This is a genomic window from Candidatus Venteria ishoeyi (assembly GCF_030378065.1).
Taxonomy (GTDB): domain Bacteria; phylum Pseudomonadota; class Gammaproteobacteria; order Beggiatoales; family Beggiatoaceae; genus Venteria; species Venteria ishoeyi.
This window is the reverse complement of sequence record NZ_JAUCGJ010000005.1, coordinates 26,377-43,120: the sequence shown is the minus strand read 5'-3', so window position 1 is coordinate 43,120 and position 16,744 is coordinate 26,377. Positions and strand designations below refer to the sequence as shown.

Annotated in this window: 21 protein-coding genes; 9 read left to right on the top strand and 12 right to left on the bottom strand. The window is 45.4% G+C overall.

What is annotated here, in order from left to right; genetic code table 11:
• Nucleotides 1–21: 21 nt before the first annotated feature.
• Genes QUF61_RS02555 through QUF61_RS02520 form a run of 8 tightly spaced genes read right to left on the bottom strand, consistent with a single transcriptional unit; the run spans nucleotide 22 to nucleotide 5,157 of the window.
• The gene (locus QUF61_RS02555) at nucleotides 22–591 is read right to left on the bottom strand and encodes a CAP domain-containing protein (RefSeq protein ID WP_103920910.1); all 570 of its coding nucleotides are present in this window, start codon (nucleotides 589–591) and stop codon (nucleotides 22–24) included.
• A 35-nt stretch (nucleotides 592–626) separates the two neighbouring features.
• The gene (locus tag QUF61_RS02550) at nucleotides 627–1,754 is read right to left on the bottom strand and encodes a hypothetical protein (protein ID WP_289680307.1); all 1,128 of its coding nucleotides are present in this window, start codon (nucleotides 1,752–1,754) and stop codon (nucleotides 627–629) included.
• A gap of 2 nt (nucleotides 1,755–1,756) precedes the next feature.
• Nucleotides 1,757–2,287 (bottom strand): shikimate kinase AroK, encoded by a 531-nt coding sequence (aroK, locus tag QUF61_RS02545; RefSeq protein WP_103920989.1) that lies wholly within the window; start codon nucleotides 2,285–2,287, stop codon nucleotides 1,757–1,759.
• Nucleotides 2,284–2,883: a ribonuclease T gene (rnt, locus tag QUF61_RS02540; RefSeq protein WP_103920908.1), complete on the bottom strand. Its 600-nt coding sequence runs from the start codon at nucleotides 2,881–2,883 to the stop codon at nucleotides 2,284–2,286. Before rnt ends, aroK begins: the two co-directional genes overlap by 4 nt.
• Nucleotides 2,880–3,917, bottom strand: a complete 1,038-nt coding sequence (gene pyrC / locus QUF61_RS02535; protein WP_103920907.1) for a dihydroorotase — start codon at nucleotides 3,915–3,917, stop codon at nucleotides 2,880–2,882. Before pyrC ends, rnt begins: the two co-directional genes overlap by 4 nt.
• Nucleotides 3,917–4,282, bottom strand: a complete 366-nt coding sequence (locus QUF61_RS02530; protein WP_177428517.1) for a PspC domain-containing protein — start codon at nucleotides 4,280–4,282, stop codon at nucleotides 3,917–3,919. The genes pyrC and QUF61_RS02530 overlap by 1 nt, the downstream gene beginning before the upstream one ends.
• Entirely contained in the window at nucleotides 4,279–4,518 is a 240-nt protein-coding gene (pspB, locus tag QUF61_RS02525; RefSeq protein WP_286019434.1) for an envelope stress response membrane protein PspB, read from the bottom strand. The genes QUF61_RS02530 and pspB overlap by 4 nt, the downstream gene beginning before the upstream one ends.
• Before the next feature lie 18 nt (nucleotides 4,519–4,536).
• Nucleotides 4,537–5,157: a class I SAM-dependent methyltransferase gene (locus tag QUF61_RS02520; protein ID WP_289680306.1), complete on the bottom strand. Its 621-nt coding sequence runs from the start codon at nucleotides 5,155–5,157 to the stop codon at nucleotides 4,537–4,539.
• A gap of 151 nt (nucleotides 5,158–5,308) precedes the next feature.
• Here QUF61_RS02520 and QUF61_RS02515 point away from each other — a divergent pair, with 151 nt between their 5' ends.
• The 5 genes from QUF61_RS02515 (at nucleotide 5,309) to ispE (ending at nucleotide 10,298) form a co-directional block, all read left to right on the top strand.
• Complete coding sequence (locus QUF61_RS02515; RefSeq protein ID WP_103920904.1) at nucleotides 5,309–5,989, top strand: rhodanese-like domain-containing protein; 681 nt, start codon at nucleotides 5,309–5,311, stop codon at nucleotides 5,987–5,989.
• 88 nt (nucleotides 5,990–6,077) lie between these two features.
• Nucleotides 6,078–7,466 (top strand): oxygen-independent coproporphyrinogen III oxidase, encoded by a 1,389-nt coding sequence (gene hemN, locus QUF61_RS02510; RefSeq protein WP_289680304.1) that lies wholly within the window; start codon nucleotides 6,078–6,080, stop codon nucleotides 7,464–7,466.
• 18 nt (nucleotides 7,467–7,484) lie between these two features.
• Nucleotides 7,485–7,817, top strand: a complete 333-nt coding sequence (locus QUF61_RS02505; protein ID WP_103920902.1) for a hypothetical protein — start codon at nucleotides 7,485–7,487, stop codon at nucleotides 7,815–7,817.
• The gene (locus QUF61_RS02500) at nucleotides 7,814–9,322 is read left to right on the top strand and encodes a sensor histidine kinase (protein ID WP_103920901.1); all 1,509 of its coding nucleotides are present in this window, start codon (nucleotides 7,814–7,816) and stop codon (nucleotides 9,320–9,322) included. Before QUF61_RS02505 ends, QUF61_RS02500 begins: the two co-directional genes overlap by 4 nt.
• Before the next feature lie 64 nt (nucleotides 9,323–9,386).
• Nucleotides 9,387–10,298, top strand: a complete 912-nt coding sequence (gene ispE, locus QUF61_RS02495) for a 4-(cytidine 5'-diphospho)-2-C-methyl-D-erythritol kinase (RefSeq protein ID WP_289680301.1) — start codon at nucleotides 9,387–9,389, stop codon at nucleotides 10,296–10,298.
• A 323-nt stretch (nucleotides 10,299–10,621) separates the two neighbouring features.
• Here the strand turns inward: ispE and QUF61_RS02490 are convergent, their stop codons facing one another.
• On the bottom strand, nucleotides 10,622–11,197 hold the full coding sequence (locus QUF61_RS02490) for an arylesterase (protein WP_286019433.1): 576 nt from the start codon (nucleotides 11,195–11,197) through the stop codon (nucleotides 10,622–10,624).
• Nucleotides 11,198–11,320: 123 nt separating this feature from the next.
• On the opposite strand from QUF61_RS02490, the gene QUF61_RS02485 reads away from it, so the two are divergent.
• From QUF61_RS02485 to QUF61_RS02470, 4 genes are all read left to right on the top strand, one after another.
• Nucleotides 11,321–12,493: an aspartate aminotransferase family protein gene (locus QUF61_RS02485; protein ID WP_103920898.1), complete on the top strand. Its 1,173-nt coding sequence runs from the start codon at nucleotides 11,321–11,323 to the stop codon at nucleotides 12,491–12,493.
• 159 nt (nucleotides 12,494–12,652) lie between these two features.
• Nucleotides 12,653–13,561, top strand: coding sequence for an ornithine carbamoyltransferase (gene argF, locus QUF61_RS02480; RefSeq protein ID WP_289680299.1), 909 nt, complete (start codon nucleotides 12,653–12,655; stop codon nucleotides 13,559–13,561).
• Complete coding sequence (surE, locus tag QUF61_RS02475) at nucleotides 13,558–14,313, top strand: 5'/3'-nucleotidase SurE (RefSeq protein ID WP_103920896.1); 756 nt, start codon at nucleotides 13,558–13,560, stop codon at nucleotides 14,311–14,313. The genes argF and surE overlap by 4 nt, the downstream gene beginning before the upstream one ends.
• Nucleotides 14,314–14,403: 90 nt before the next feature.
• Nucleotides 14,404–14,757, top strand: coding sequence for a thioredoxin family protein (locus tag QUF61_RS02470; protein WP_103920895.1), 354 nt, complete (start codon nucleotides 14,404–14,406; stop codon nucleotides 14,755–14,757).
• 298 nt (nucleotides 14,758–15,055) lie between these two features.
• Here the strand turns inward: QUF61_RS02470 and QUF61_RS02465 are convergent, their stop codons facing one another.
• The 3 genes from QUF61_RS02465 to QUF61_RS02455 all read right to left on the bottom strand — a co-directional run bounded on the left by QUF61_RS02465 (nucleotide 15,056) and on the right by QUF61_RS02455 (nucleotide 16,724).
• The gene (locus tag QUF61_RS02465) at nucleotides 15,056–15,394 is read right to left on the bottom strand and encodes a hypothetical protein (protein ID WP_103920893.1); all 339 of its coding nucleotides are present in this window, start codon (nucleotides 15,392–15,394) and stop codon (nucleotides 15,056–15,058) included.
• A gap of 49 nt (nucleotides 15,395–15,443) precedes the next feature.
• A complete protein-coding gene (locus QUF61_RS02460) occupies nucleotides 15,444–16,172 on the bottom strand; it encodes a PspA/IM30 family protein (protein WP_289680297.1) in 729 nt (242 codons plus the stop codon).
• Between the two features lie 123 nt (nucleotides 16,173–16,295).
• Nucleotides 16,296–16,724 carry a DUF2170 family protein gene (locus QUF61_RS02455; RefSeq protein WP_103920891.1) on the bottom strand — a complete coding sequence of 143 codons (429 nt, stop codon included), beginning with the start codon at nucleotides 16,722–16,724 and terminating at the stop codon, nucleotides 16,296–16,298.
• Between the last annotated feature and the right edge of the window lie 20 nt (nucleotides 16,725–16,744).

The following is a 16,744-nucleotide window of genomic DNA, read 5'->3' as shown; positions in this document are numbered from 1 at the left end:
TTCGAGTGCTTTTATAAGCGATTATTTAGGGGGGTTATAATGACAAACCCACACGCTCAGATTATCGCAACTGGCAATACCACAACCCATTTCCTGGGTATTTGGCGCAATCATCTGACTATAATGCGCACAGCCGCGTCCATGTAAGCACTGTCCGGTTTTTGCATCATAATTTGAATGTTGCCGCCCCCAATAATTCACCACTTGTTGCGGCTTAATTGCAATGCCAGAAAATAAATTTTCAGCATAAGGATTATCCGGCTGTGCGCGTAAAATACAGTATTTTGTTTTTAATTGCTCAGCCCAGTTTTGTGCGTGTTGGGCTAAGCCTTCAGACCACACCAATGCAGGTACTCCGGCTTGTTGCCGCCATTGGTTATGGGTATTAAGCAATAGCGTGGCAATATCTTCTGCCTGCGCAGTTTGTCCTTCGGTGCCGATAACGCCTGGTGTGAGATGGCGGGTGGGTGTTTGATCGGTGCGGGAAGTTTGTGGCGTATTATTTTTTGAACCAATCACAGAACTACAGGCATTGAGCAATAAAACACTGCCAATAACAGGAAAAAACAGTTGTTTGTATGATAGATTCATGGTTTCTCACTCCCAAATAAAAATATGGAACTTGGCTATATTAAGTGCTGCGATGGTGGTGCAGTCGTTGCAATGGCTTGTGCATATAAACACCAGCCCCATTCATAAGGCCAGGTGTCATAACGAATTTTTAATTTTGGCAGGCGGCTTGTCCGATCCCGGGTCTGGCCCATCACGGAGCGGGCTTTACGGAAACTGCTGGCAAGTTTGTTTTCATCATATTCAATGTCGCGCCACATGGTACCCACTTCGCGGTCAGTCATGTTGGCATTGATTTCATTATGATCCTGCCAGGCATGGCTCAGACTCATTGCTGCGGTATGCGCCTTGCCACCCGCTGCGGCTAAAGCCATTAACATCATCGGAGCCATGGCGTGCTGGTGTACTGAATACACCGGGTAGGCTTGTAATACCTGGGCATTGCGGGCATCGTAGTGCCACCACCATTGCCCAAGCTTACCTTGCAAATCAACAATTTGCTGCACACAGGGCTGCACTTGCTGTAAATAACCGGGTTCTTTCAGCAAAATACTGGCAAAAGCCAGTGCCTGCACCGGATAAACCTGATCGGCAAAGGTAGTGACATGACGGCGGTAGCGTAGCCGCAACGGGGCATTATGTGCATAGTGATAAAACACATGGCTGGTTTTATGCTGCCTGAGTTGCAGTTGCGTTAATAAAATCTTCAAGGTTTCCAGCACATCCTGCTCACCAGAGCGCCGGTATTCATGTGCGAAACCACTCACCAGCCAGGCGAGTTCAGCACTTTTCAGGTTCCTGGTTAAAGCGGGGATTTTAATCAGCGATAAACCCAATTCTTGCAATAAATCCGACAGTGATGAACCATCCCAGATGGCATTAGCCCAAATCAGCAAACCCAGGGTTTCGTGATAAACCGGAAAACGGTGTAAATCTGTCAGGGCTTTGAGCACTGATTTTATTTGTAATGAGAATAGGCCTTCCACATCAATGTCTGCGCGGTGCAAGGCAATGAGCACCATTGCGGTGCTGCTGCTGTTTTCCGTACCTTCCACCAGCCCCCAGTGACGATTATGCAGGCGTAAATCAAACAATTGGCTATCCGGGTTAAACGATTCTTTAAGGCGTTCAATACAAAAGCCGTGCAGTTCTTGATAAAAGGCTGAGCTGGACTTGAATCTCATCGTTATTGTTCCAGTTTTGACAATAAAACCTGCACTACATGGCGGATAGAGTCCTGTCCGGTTTCCATGGAAATATCGGCCAGGTTTTGGTAAATCGGTTCCCGCTCGCGCATAATACTTTCCAGTTTTTCACGGGGGTTGTCAGTTTGCAGCAAAGGGCGACCTTTGTTACGGTTGGTACGTTTTACCAGTTGATCCAGCGATGCGTATAAATAAATGACCGTGCCCCGGGTTTTCAGGCATTGCTGATTATCCGGATCTAACACGCTGCCACCGCCCGTTGCAATGACGATATTGGATAATTGGCTTAACTCATCAATGACTTCCCGCTCGCGGCGGCGAAAACCGATTTCACCTTCCAGTTCAAAAATCAGCGGAATATCTGCGCCGGTGCGCTCTTCTATTTCCCGATCACTGTCTTTAAATTCCCGCCCCAGCTCTTGGGCCAGTTGCCGTCCTATGGTGGTTTTTCCCACCCCCATCGGACCGATTAAAAATAAATTGCCGGCAGGCAGGTTATCGAAATAACTCATTTCAGCGCGTCCCAACGATTAATAATTTTACAAAATAGTTCTGCTGTGCGCTTCGCATCATATAGCGCAGAATGTGCCTGTTCATTATCCCATTCCAGTCCGGCTTCCTGTGCCGCGCGTGCTAATACGGTCTGACCATAAGCCAGACCGCCCAGCGTTGCCGTGTCAAAGGTGCTGAATTGATGAAACGGATTACGTTTGATTTGGCAACGCGCCACCGCTGCTTTAATAAAGCTCAAATCAAACATGGGGTTATGCCCAACCAGTATCGCTCTTGAACACTGGTGCTGTTTAACCGCTTTACGCACAGGTTCAAAAATCGTATTCAGTGCATCAGCTTCGGAAACTGCCATACGAAAGGGATGATAAGGATCAATACCGGTAAATTCCAGTGAAGCTTGATCCAGGTTAGCACCGGGAAAGGGTTCAACATGACATAAATGAGAATCCTGACAAAACCAGAGGCCGTCTTCATCCTGATTCAGTAATACGGCGGCAACTTCCAGCAAGGCATCAGTTTTGGGGTTGAATCCCGCTGTTTCGACATCAACGACAACCGGCAAAAAGCCCCGAAAACGCTTGACAATGGGGATCATGAAGCAGACTCCAGTTGCCAATGTATGGTTTTTCCAGCACGCAGGGGAATTACCTGGTCTTCACCAAAGTTAAAACTTTCAGGCAAAGTCCAGTCGGTTTTTTGCAAGGTAATTTGCTCGCTGTTGCGCGGCAAACCATAGAAGTCGGGGCCATAAAAACTGGCAAAAGCTTCTAATTTATCCAGCGCATTCATCTGTTCAAAAATTTCCGCATATAATTCAATGGCAATCGGGGCAGAATACATGCCCGCGCAGCCGCAGGCACTTTCTTTGGCTTGGCGTGGATGTGGCGCGCTGTCGGTGCCGAGAAAAAACCGGGGACTACCGCTGATTGCGGCATCGACTAAGGTTTCCCGATGAATTTCCCGCTTTAACACCGGCAGGCAATAATGGTGTGGACGTATACCCCCGGTAAATAAGGCGTTACGGTTCATTAATAAATGATGTGCAGTAATCGTGGCAGCCAGCCGATCTTCCCCTGCACGCACAAAATCTACAGCTTCGCTGGTGGTAATATGCTCCAATACCACTTTGAGCGTTGGAAAAGCTTCCAGCAAAGGATCAAGTATATGGCGAATAAACATATATTCCCGATCAAACACATCTACGCTGCTGGCAGTGACCTCACCGTGAATTAATAGCGGTATGCCAGCATCCTGCATGGCTTCCAGTACACCCCAGACATTACGTAAGTCGGTGACACCGGCATCGGAATTGGTAGTTGCGCCCGCAGGATAATACTTAACTGCAACCACTTCCGGCGTTTGGCTTAATTGTTCGATATCCGCAATACGGGTGTTATCCGTCAGATATAAAGTCATCAGCGGCTGAAATGCGCTGTCGGCTGGCAGGGCCGCTATAATACGCTCCCGATAAGCCAGTGCATCGGCAATCGTAACCACAGGGGGCTTTAAGTTGGGCATGATAATCGCGCGCCCAAAGCAACGCGCAGTTGCGCTGATGACAGATTGCAGGCCAGCGCCATCACGGACGTGTAAGTGCCAGTCATCAGGACGGGTAAAAGTTAATTGCATTAGAGTTCCCAAATTTTTCTTTTTAATTCAAAATGATCAGAAGTGACATAGGCTTCAAGCCGGGTGATATTGGTTTCCAGCGTGGCAATTTCCTGTTCGCTTTTATTAAGCGCCCTGGCAAATGCAGCAGACAAGCTTTCTTGCTGCGCCACATCAAAGGGTACTTTTTGCGGGATTTTTGGCTTATTTTTTAATAAAATTGTTAAAGCTATATAGCTGATCAATACCAGAGGGAGAGAGAATAGGCAAAGCGCGATCACCAACATGCGCAGTCCAGCGCGGTTGATGCTGAAATAATCAGCAAGTCCAGCGCACACCCCTGCTATTAAGGCGTTTTCAGTGTCTTTATATAAAGCCCGTTTCATTGTATACGCCGCCATTCTGGTACTTTTTCATCCAGAATCAATTCCAGCGTTTGCACCCGTTCTTGTAATTTTTTAACATTATTCTGGAGTTTCTCCAGACGCTCTATGTCTGTATCATTGATGCCGTGTTCAGTTTTTTTGGCTTGCAGGCGATAATGTAAAAATAACCAGAGTGGCACAATAAATATCAGTAAAAATAAAAATGAGCCTTGAAATATTTGTGTAAATTGCATCATTTTGCCTACCTTTATTAATCAAGCTGTGCGTTGCATACGATAATAAGTAAATGCCTGTATTTTGCCAGTAGGCGTTTTATGATTTTCTGAGACTTGTTCTTGCAAAGTAAATTTCCCTGCATGTTGTCCATTAAGTTCTTTTAGCAGCTTTTCAGCATCATATTGCACGATATCCAGGCCGCTGCATTTTTCCGGGCCAGCGATGGCAAAAGCTGCCATAATCACGCAGCCACCGGGTTTTAAACTGTTGCGCAGCACTTGCAGATAAGCGGCTCGATCTGATTTTTCAGTTAAGAAATGAAAGACGGCGCGATCATGCCAGAGATTAAATTGTTCCGTTGCCTTAAATTGTGTTACATCAGATTCAATCCATTGTATTTGCGTGGCATTTTGCCCCAGGCGCTGCTGAGCAATGCGCAACGCGGCAGCAGAAATGTCCAATACTGCCAGATCCTGATAAGCGGATTCCAACAGCTTGTCGATTAATACCGAAGCACCGCCACCAACATCAATAATCCCTTTTTTTTGCTGACTTGTTTTGATGAGTTCTAATGAAATTTCAGGGTGTGCCTGATACCAACTGACTTCCTTGGCATTTTTTTCGGCATAAACCTGTTCCCAATGTTGTTTTCTGTCCATCACCGGGCTCCTCCCCCGTACTACTCTGTTGTTAGAAATTTTTTAGTATTATACCTGATTCAAGGTGCTATCTCTTAAAACATGCGCTGAAGCCGTTTTTGTTCTACAATAGTCCAGCACTTAAAATATACTTTTTGGAGGAATAAAAACAATGCAAATTTCAAAAATCCTGACCGCGAGCGTTTTACTGGGCGGCATTGCTTTTTCCGGCATACTGAATGCTGAAGAATTAGCAGTGAAGATTACCAAAGATCTGGGGTCAGTCACTGTAAAGCATGAGGGTAAGGATGTTGTGATCATGCGTAATCAGGAAAAAGATCACAAAATTAACCCGTTGTTTACAAAAACCTCCAGACATTGCCCACCATTTTGTGTTGCACCAATGTCACTCCATGCCGATGTCGAGACGATTGGTGAATTAGATGTATTGGATTATCTGAATAAAGCCAGTAACGGTGATAAGTCTATCCTGGTTGTTGACTCCCGCACACCTGAGTGGTTAATGCGTGGCACGATTCCTGGTGCGATCAATGTACCTTGGCTGAAAATCAGCCCCAATAATAATTCAGCGTTTGAGGTTGAAGAAATCGCCAACCGTGACGCGATTCTTACTGATACATTTGGTGCAAAAAAAGCTGATGGCGATAAATGGAATTTTTCCAATGCCAAAACTTTGGTAATGTTCTGTAATGGTAGTTGGTGCGAACAGTCGCCAAACAATATCCATACCTTACTGGGCTTGGGTTATCCACCTGCCAAAATTAAATGGTATCGTGGTGGTATGCAGGATTGGGAAATGCTGGGTTTAACAACGATTAAAGGCAAGCGTTAAACCGGATTTATCAGGTAGCGACGTAGCACCACGTAGAGACATAGCACTGCTACGTCTCTACAGATTTGTGAAACAATGAGTATTTTATATGGATACACAAAGCGTTATTTTTGACCCTGAACTGATACAACGTTATGACACCTCAGGACCCCGTTACACTTCTTACCCGACTGCGGTACAGTTTCACGAAGACTTTGATGAAACCCGTTATCAGCAGCTTGCCAGACAAAGCAATCAGGGGCACCCGCCCTTATCCTTATATTTCCATATTCCATTTTGTAATACCGTGTGCTTTTACTGCGGCTGTAACAAAGTAGTCACTAAAGATCGCAGTCGTAGCGCGCCTTATCTGGATTATCTGTACAAAGAGATGGCCTTGCAGGCACAGTTATTTGACACTGATCGCGTGGTTGACCAGTTACACTGGGGGGGTGGTACACCGACTTTTCTCAGCCATGAAGAAATTCACGCCTTGTTTCAACACACGCGCCGCTATTTTAATTTACGCAATGATGATAAGGGTGAATACTCTATTGAAATCGATCCGCGTGAAGCGACTGCTGAAACCATTGCTTTGTTGCGTGAAGAAGGCTTTAACCGCTTGAGTCTGGGGGTACAGGATTTTGATCCCAAAGTGCAAAAAGCGGTTAACCGGATTCAATCTGAAGCCGTCACCCAAACGGTGCTGGATGCCGCGCGCCAGGAAGGCTTTCATTCTTTAAGTATTGATTTAATTTATGGGCTACCGCACCAGAGCGTTGATTCTTTTATCCGAACCCTGGATAAAATTATTGAAGTCTCGCCGGATCGCATATCGGTGTTTAATTATGCGCATATGCCAAAACTATTTAAGCCGCAACGCCGTATCAATGAAGCAGAATTACCTTCAGCCGATGAAAAATTGCGGATTTTACAACAAACTATCACTCATCTGACCCAAGCAGGTTATGTTTATATCGGCATGGATCATTTTGCCAAACCGGAAGATGAACTGACCATCGCGCAACGCAGTGGCAGTTTGTATCGTAACTTCCAGGGTTATGCAACACATGCAGATTGCGATTTAATTGGTTTTGGTGCGACCTCTATCGGCAAAGTTGCTAATAGCTACAGCCAAAACCTGCGCGCCCTGGATGATTATTATGCTGTACTCGATGGCGGTCATTTACCTATTTTCCGTGGCATTGAACTCACGCCTGATGATTTGCTGCGCAGAGCAATTATTATGGACTTGATGTGCCATTTTCGCTTGGATATTCAAAAATTAGAGCAGGATCACAACTTGTCTTTTCAGGATTATTTTGCCCACGCATGGCAGGCGCTGGATAAAATGCAGGAAGATGGGTTGCTGACGTTTGATAGCCGTCACATCCAGGTATTACCTGCCGGACGCTTATTAATTCGTAACATTTGCATGATTTTTGATCAGTATCTGCAACAACAACAGACTCAGCAGCGTTTTTCAAAAGTGATCTGAGCAAAAATAACTGTAAAGATGCATAAGAAACTGTCGATAAAACGTCATGAGCAAAGGCAGAGCAAGGCGCGGTCAGCACAAAAAATCAGTGACTGGTTGCTGATTTTATTACTGGTGATTTTGTACGCCTTGCCTCTGCGTGTGTCCGCAGAATCAACTTGCCTGACTTTACAGGAAGAGCATCAGCAATTGCGGCTGGAAAACCAGCAATTGCATCAGGAATTAAAAGTGGCACAACAAATGATAGAGAGTATGAAAAAACATTTAGATCAGCTTATTAAAATTCAGCAACAAGTATTAACAGAGCTTGCTGATGAATTGGATACAGGTCATATCACAGATTTTCAATGAAAAAATCAAATCTTATTACCAAACAGTCTATATTAATTGTTATGGGTTTTACATTGATATTGCTGGCGCTGGTATTTGCCAGCAATATCAGTTTGCAAAACCTCAGAGCAATGAATCAGAATCTCTCCGCATTAATGGCGGAGCATCAAAGCCGGGCACGTCTGCTAAACCGGGTATATGATTTGATACATACCCGAATTCGTCGTACTTATTATGTGGTAAAACTCACCGATCCTACCGCACAAAAAACGGCATGGGAACAGTATCGCACTGAAGATAAAGAATTTCATCGTAATCAACAACAATTACTCAAAATGGCGCTGGTTCAGGAAGAACGCGATCAATTAGAAGCGCATCATCCGATTTTCCTGAAAATTCAAGATAAATTAAACGAGGCAATCACGCTGGCAATGAGTAATCAGCGAGAAGTCGCCCTTGATAAAATGATAAAAATTCAGAGTGAAAGCAGTTATCTTCTCAACGAATTATCCTCTATTCGTGATATGCAATTAAATTTTGCCAACCACCCCACATTTAAAAGAGTCGATTTTGCCTATCAGGAAACCCAGCAACAAATTCGTACCCTGAACATTTTTGCGATTTTATTATGCATTGCCGTGGTGATATGGATAATCTACCGTATTATCCACCAGGAAATTGCTCTGGAAAAAGCCGTTGCTGCGCTTAAAAGCGCCAATGAAACGTTGGAAACCAAAGTTGCGGAGCGTACAGCCACCTTGCAAACAGCACGGGATCAATCTCTGGAAGCGGATCAAAGTAAATCCCGCTTTCTGGCAAATATGTCACATGAGTTGCGCACGCCATTAAACGCCATTATTGGTTATATTAATGTCATTCAGGATGAACACGATACCTTGCCTAAGGAAGAAAGTTTAACGCTGTTACAGCAAGTGAATGATTCCGGCCTGCATTTATTGTCCCTGGTAGATGATATCCTTGATATTTCCAAACTGGAAGCAGGGCAGATGCAAATGAATGCACAGTTTTTCTCCCTGCCCAAACTCATCTCAGATCTATTAAAAACCCTCGAACCCTTAATTATTCGCAATCAGAACCGGTTTAACTGGGAATACCTGGCGAATGCTGAAGAAATGTTTGCCGATCCGGTGCGGGTGAAACAGATTTTATGCAACCTGCTCAGCAACGCCGGAAAATTCACCCAAAACGGTCAAGTGACTTTAACCGTCATCCAGCAATCCATTGAAAATCGTACCTGGATCACCATGACGATTACTGATACCGGTATTGGTATCAGTGACAGCGAACAACAGCGTTTATTTCAGCCTTTTATGCAGGTGGATAACTCCAGCACCCGCCGTTATGGTGGCAATGGCTTGGGGCTGGTCATCAGTCTGCGTTTTTGCCAGATGATGGGCGGCAGCATCAGCATTGAATCAGAACAAGGCAAAGGCAGTAGCTTCAGTGTGCGCCTGCCCATGCACGCCAGAATCAATAATTACCAGGACAGTAGTGTAGAAACGTAGCAATGCTACATCTCTACCCCACTGCCAGACGTGATTATTTATTCAACGGTATAACGAGACTGACATGCAAACATCTAACATCTGGTTGGCACCTGCCAAACTCAATCTGTTTTTACATATTACAGGTCGCCGTGCGGATGGCTATCACGAATTACAAACAGTCTTTCAATTTATCGATCTATACGATGAGTTGCATTTTCAAACCAATAAAACCGGCATTTTGTCTTGTGCTTATGATGGCTTAACGATTAACCCGGAACAGGACTTAAGCCTGCGAGCAGCACGTTTGCTGCAACAACACAGCAACACCACGGCGGGCGCTACGATTCAAGTGAAAAAACGTATCCCTGTTGGTGGCGGCGTGGGGGGCGGCAGCTCGGATGCAGCAACAGTGTTATTGGCATTAAATCAGCACTGGGAACTGCATTGGTCATTGGAAAAACTGGCACAACTGGGACTGCAACTGGGCGCGGATGTACCGATTTTTATCCACGGTAAAGCGGCTTGGGCAGAAGGTGTGGGAGAATTAATAACGCCTTTGGAGAATTTAGCAACAGGTAATTATTTGTTATTGCAACCCGATTGCCACATCAGCACCGCAAGTATTTTCCAACACCCGGATTTACCCAGAAATACACCAAAAATCAGTCTGCAAAATTTTTTACAAGGCACGTCTGTGCATAATGATTGCCAGAACCTTGTTAGTTTGTGTTATCCCCCGGTAAAAGCGGCGTTAGACTGGCTGAGTGGCTATGCCCCCGCACGCCTAACCGGTACCGGTGCCTGTATTTTTGCACCCTGTGACAATGAGGCAATGGCACAACAGGCGTTAGCCTCATGCCCTGCGCAGTGGAAAATATGGCATGTTAAAGGCTTGGAAACGACAGGGCATGAAGCCAGGAGACTGTCCGAGAACACAAAACCTACTGCAAAAAAGCTGGATTTGGTCAGAAAGAGGTACTTGGCGAGGCACTGAAATGGGTGATGAAAACCATTGAGCAACACATAAAAGGTTTTTTTGTTCAAGCCTTGCAACTTGATAGCAAGACTTTGCGCCTTGAATTCTTATAAATCAAGGGACTGGCTGGTTGCTTTGGCCTAATATGAACTCCGAAACTTTATTAGATATTTACTTAGGAGTGAGAATTTTATAACTTCAGAAACTTGGCTGGTCTTTTTCTCCATTTTCTGCGTTGTGCCTGTTTGGACTTAGGCAGTTACATAGCTTGCTATGCGCCTGTTTTCACGCCTTGAAAATGAATAAAAATCCTGTGCCCAGTTCCTGCACTTATTTCATCCTCACTCCTTAATCGCCCCAGCCTTGCTTAATAAAACCGCAAGCGCCGCTGCCAGTTGCTGATAACCTTCCGCATTGGGATGAATTTGATCACTTTTTAAGTGGGGCTTGGATAATACCTGGCTAATAATGTCTTGTTGTATCGGAATCTTAAATTCACTGGCAACGTCATGGTATAAATCTGCGCCAGAAAGAAAAAAACCAGGTTTAGGCACGGCAATTAACACCACTTCAATCCCTTGCTGCTGCGCCAATTGAATCATTGCGCGTAAATTTTTAACCACCTGCTGATCACTGTTGTGCTGCAAAAAATCATTACCTCCATGACACAACAATAGCAGTTTAGGTTGGTGCTTTTTCAGTAATCCCGGCAATCTTGCCAGCCCCTGCCCACTACGTTCGCCGGGAACCCCGGCATTGATAACCCGGCGTTGAATCTGATTTTCCAGTAAACTGGGATAACTGGCCTCAGGCTGCGCGCCTGTGCCATAGGTCAGACTGTCGCCAAAAGCCAGAATTACATCGTCTTCAGCCAGTATTTTCAGCGGTGGCGGTGAGGCTGTACAGCCAATAAGCAAAAAAATTATTAGGTAAATATAGAAAAGATGCGGTAAATTCATATATAATTAAAGTTTTTTAAAAAAATAAGGGCAGCTTTATCCGGCTGCTTTTTTGTTTTTAGGAAGCAGGAAGAGCCGTTGATGAAAAACACCTTAATGCCGAATTATAGCCGTTTACCGATCAGTTTTATACATGGAAAAGGCGCACAATTATGGGATGACACAGAACAAGTTTATCTTGATGCCTTGTCCGGTATTTCTGTATGTAATTTAGGACATGCGCATCCTGCCATTCGTGATGCGATTTGTGAACAGGCAGAAACTTTATTACACACCTCAAATATTTATGGTATCGACAAGCAGCAGAAACTGGCAGATAAGCTGGTGGCTTTATCCGGCATGGAAACGGTGTTTTTTGCCAATTCCGGCGCGGAAGCCAATGAAGCTGCGATCAAGATTGCGCGCCTGACCGGACACCAACGTGGTTTAAGCCTACCCAAAATTATTGTCATGGAAGGTAGTTTTCACGGTCGCACCCTGGCAACCTTAAGCGCAACAGGCAATCGCAAGGTACAGGCCGGTTTTGAGCCTTTAGTGCAGGGTTTTATCCGGGTGGCTTATAACGATATTGAAGCCGTTGAGCGAGTTGCCAAACAGGAAACGGATGTTGTTGCCATATTGGTAGAGCCAATACAGGGCGAAGGCGGCATACAGATTCCTGATGCCGATTATCTGCCACGTCTGCGTGCCTTGTGCGATCAACACAACTGGTTATTAATGCTGGATGAAATCCAGACTGGTATTGCCCGTAGCGGACGCTGGTTTGAGCATCAACACCATAATATCAAACCCGATGTCATGACACTGGCTAAAGCCTTAGGCAACGGCGTACCTATTGGTGCCTGTCTGGCTGTCGGCGAGGCGGCCTCACGCCTGCAACCCGGTACTCACGGCTCCACCTTTGGCGGCAACCCGCTGGCTTGTCGGGTGGGGTTGACGGTATTGGACATTATTGAACAGGAAAATCTGTGTCAACGCGCTGCTGAACTGGGTGCTCGCTTTCAACAAGGCTTTGAGCAAGCCCTGCAAGACCTGCCTGGGGTGAGCGAAATTCGAATAAAAGGTTTATTAATTGGCATAGAATTAGATAAACCCTGCCCGGAACTGGTCATGCAGGCTTTGGAGCAAGGTTTGTTAATCAATGTCACTGCCGGACAGGTTATTCGCTTGTTACCACCATTGATTATCAGCGATGCGCAGGCCGATGAAATGATTAAAACGGTCTCTGCTTTAATTCACGATTTTCTTTCTTAGAACATACTGGCGTTACGCAAAAACTTCACAATGTGCTTTAAGGTACAAAAAAGCAGCTTCTTGCTCCGTGCTGATTTTTAGTTAGCCCAAGGCAAGTCAGGGTTTAAACTAAAAAGAACCAGATTGCGTAACATCAGAACATCATTAAAGGTACATAAAATGACGAAGCGTCATTTTTTAAGCTTGCTGGATTTAACTCCAGCAGAATTACAAAAATTAATCCTGCGCGGTATTGAACTGAAAGCGCAACACCAATGCGGTGAAAACAAAGACTTATTCCAGGGCAAGGTGCTGGGAATGATTTTTGAAAAATCCTCCACCCGCACCCGGGTTTCTTTTGAATCCGCCATGCTGCATGGCGGCGGCGGTGCAATTTTTTTATCTCCCAATGATACCCAGTTGGGACGCGGGGAACCGGTAGAAGATACCGCACGGGTTTTATCCGGCATGGTGGATATTGTGATGATTCGCACCTTTCACCAGGAAACCCTGGAAAAGTTTGCACAATACGCCTCAATTCCTTTAATTAATGGCTTGACTGATAGCTTCCACCCCTGCCAGCTTTTAGCCGACATGCAGACCTATTATGAGCACCGTGGCTCAATTCAGGGTAAACGTGTCACCTGGATTGGTGATGGTTTTAACATGTGCCATTCTTTTATCAATGCTGCCCGTCAGTATGATTTTGAATTACGTATTGCCTGCCCTGACAGTCATCGCCCGGATGCCAATATTCTGGCGGCTGCCGGGGATCGCATACAAGTGGGTAATGACCCGCAGTGGGCTGCCAGTGATTCGGATTTAGTGGTCACGGATGTCTGGTCCAGTATGGGGCATGAAGGCCAACAGGATAACCGCGCTAATATTTTTGCACCGTTCCAGGTTAATAATGAAGTCATGCGCCGCGCCCATAAAGATGCCTTATTCATGCACTGCCTGCCAGCGCACCGTGGCGAAGAAGTCACCACTGAGGTGATTGATGGACAGCAAAGCGTGGTCTGGGAAGAAGCGGGGAATCGGCTGCACACGCAAAAAGCCTTGTTGGAATTTCTGTTAAACACCGTATGAATATTTTATTAAGTAATGATGACGGCTATCTGGCTCCCGGTATACGCACCCTGGCTGCGGCCCTGGATTCACTGGATTTTATTCAACAACTGACTGTGGTCGCCCCACAGCAAAACCGCAGTGGGGCCAGTCATTCTTTAACCCTGGAACAACCCCTGCGTGCCACCACAACTGATAACGGCTTTATCTGTGTCAATGGTACCCCCACCGATTGCGTACACCTGGGTGTTACCGGTCTGCTGGAAACCTGCCCGGATATGGTGGTTTCCGGGATTAATGCGGGCAGCAATCTGGGCGATGATGTGCTGTATTCCGGCACGGTGGCAGCAGCAATGGAAGGGCGCACATTAGGCTTACCCGCCTTAGCAGTTTCTCTGGTGAGTCATGATCCACAACACTACGATACAGCGGCAAAAGTGATTGTACAGATTCTACAGCAGATGCGAACCCGTCCACTGCCGCAAGATCAAATCTTAAATATCAATGTACCCGATGTGTCCTGGGAGCAACTCAAGGGCATGGCAGTAACCCGCCTGGGACATAGGCACAAGGCAGAACCCGCCATTCAGAGCAGTGATCCACGGGGACAGGTGATTTACTGGGTGGGGCCACCGGGAAAAGCACAGGACGCAGGCCCTGGCACAGATTTTTACGCCATTGACCGGCAACAGGTTTCCATCACGCCGCTACATGCTGATTTAACCCGGCATCAAAGCCTGGAAACGCTGGGACAGTGGTTTGATAAATTTTAAATCATGTGCCGCAATGGTGGTTTTTTTTGTACTTTGCAGCATAAAAAAGAAGCCTTTGCATAACATCAGATTTTTAAAAGGATATTAAAAATGTATCATATACACGATGAAACCAAGGGACTGATATTTGATGTCACGGAAGAGAGCTTTCAAAAGCAAGTGATTGAAGCCTCTCACATCAAGCCCATTCTGGTCGATTTCTGGGCGGACTGGTGCGCCCCCTGCCGAATGCTGACGCCCATACTGGAAACTGCCGTTGCTGAATATGCGGGTAGCTGGTATCTGGCAAAAGTTGAAGTGGATGATAATATGCGTCTGGCCGGGCATTATAAGTTACGGGGATTTCCCACCGTCTTGTTATTTAAGGATGGCGAAATTATCGGGCGTTTTGCCAGCGCGAAACCTTTGCATTGGGTCAGAGAATTTATTGACGAGCATTTATAATGGCGTAAATATATTTACTATCGTTTGGGGATGGCTTTTGACAGAAAACCGTTTGCGCCATGTGTAATGGTCTAATAACCTAAGTTTTTACATAAGCCTTAATCTTTGAAAAAGCCTTTTCTTTTTAAGAAAGCAAGAAAAACCAGTAATAAAACCGCATAAATAACAGTTTGAATCAAAAACCAGGCAAAACCGCTGAAAAGTTTATACAGCAGATAAAGCACGACTACACCCAAGGCACCGAAAAACCAGGGATTACTTTTCAGTTTATTGAAGTAAGTATTAAAGAACATGATGACTATGCCTTATTATTTGGTTTATCATTTTCTATTTGCGAGAAATGAATCAACTCTTCTGAGATCGCGCTGCGGATACCCGCTTTATCATCAGGTGATAAGCCATAGCGTTTGCCCAGGTGCTCATAATCTTGCGCAGAGAGCGAAACAGTTAAGCGCGGCCTTAAGGGTTTTTTTGCTTTCAGCCCGATAACCTCCCTGATTTGATCCGAAGGACTTAAACCGTGGCGGCTGGCGGCAGTGCGTATTGAATCAGAAATATGCTGGTTAAACTCAAAAGCCAGTTGTACAGCTCTGAGGCTTTTTTCTGATTTTTTCCATTTATTGGGTAAATCGGTCATAATAAAATCGTAGGGTAGAGACGTAGCAGTGCTACGTCTCTACGTTATCTTAAGCCGCAGGCGGTGTGTCAGATCCTGCTTTAGCAGCAGGTTTACGCTTTGCTTTCAGGCGCTCTAACACAGAATTAGTAGAAGAATTGGCATTGACAATACCGGCATCGCGCAGCTTGTCTTGTAAGTTATCACCTAAGTCTTCTTTGTGCATATTCATCGCCGCCGTCATTTGATCGGCTTTTTCCTGCTGGCGTTTTTTAATGCGCTCCAATGAGGCAGTTGCTGTTTTCAACGAAGAATCCGTACCCGAAAAGCGGGAGGAAATCGCTTCATTGGCTTCCTGCACCTTGGCAGAAGTTTTCACCACATTAATCTCGCGTTCCATCGCTTTAATACTGGTTTCAGTCTTGCGCACCGTTTGCTTAAGTGTGCTGACGTTATTTTTATAACTGTCGAGTACACTTTGCTGAACTTCCAGTTCATTTTCGATTTCAGCCACTTTTTCAGCTAACTCTGTTGCCAGGGCTTCATCACCTTTATCCAAGGCTTGCAAGGCGTAACCTTCGTATTCTTCCAGGGTTTTTCTCAAGCGTTTAACTTCGCGTTCAACGCCCATCTGCTGGGCAATCACTTTAGCCAGATTCTCTTTAGCTGCGTCCAGACTGCGTTTAGAGTCACGAACCTCCTGATCGAGAATTCGTAGTGCTTGTGTGTCCACCATGGCTTCTCCAGCTTCGGTTGCCGCACCGCGAAAAGCGGTAAATAATTTACTAAAAAATCCCATTTTAACCCCCTGATATCAGTGATACTGATAAATCTATTCAATCTAAGTTCGATGCCAGCTTCTTTCAGTGCTTAATCTACTGAAAACTGCTTCCATCTCATGCTAAATTTTGCTTTAGGTAGTTTATGCTTGCAGAAAGTCTGCAAATTCTTCAATCGCAGTTAGCGTATTGTTGCTGAGCATATCAATTTCTTCCAATACATGGTTAACTGAAGATTGATTGCTTAGCGCACCAAAAATCAAATACTGATCGCCCAGCTTGGAAAATGAAGACAAGGGCATCGGTACGTTCATTGCCAATAAGGCATCTAAGAGTTCAGCACGTTTTTCTGCAATCACCTCATCTTCCAGCCATAAGTGTGAAATACATAAAACCTGACTATCGTCTATGGTGATGTAAACTGGAAATTCTTCCCGATCTTCTACGCTGACAATTAAAACGTTAACACCTTCCTCACCTTCAATCAGTTCTGTGCGTAAAACCAGTTCTGATTCAGTGACAGCGCCATCAATTTCAGTCGCCAGTTCAGTCAATCTCTGTTGGTAGCTCATTGCATCCTCCTACATATGAA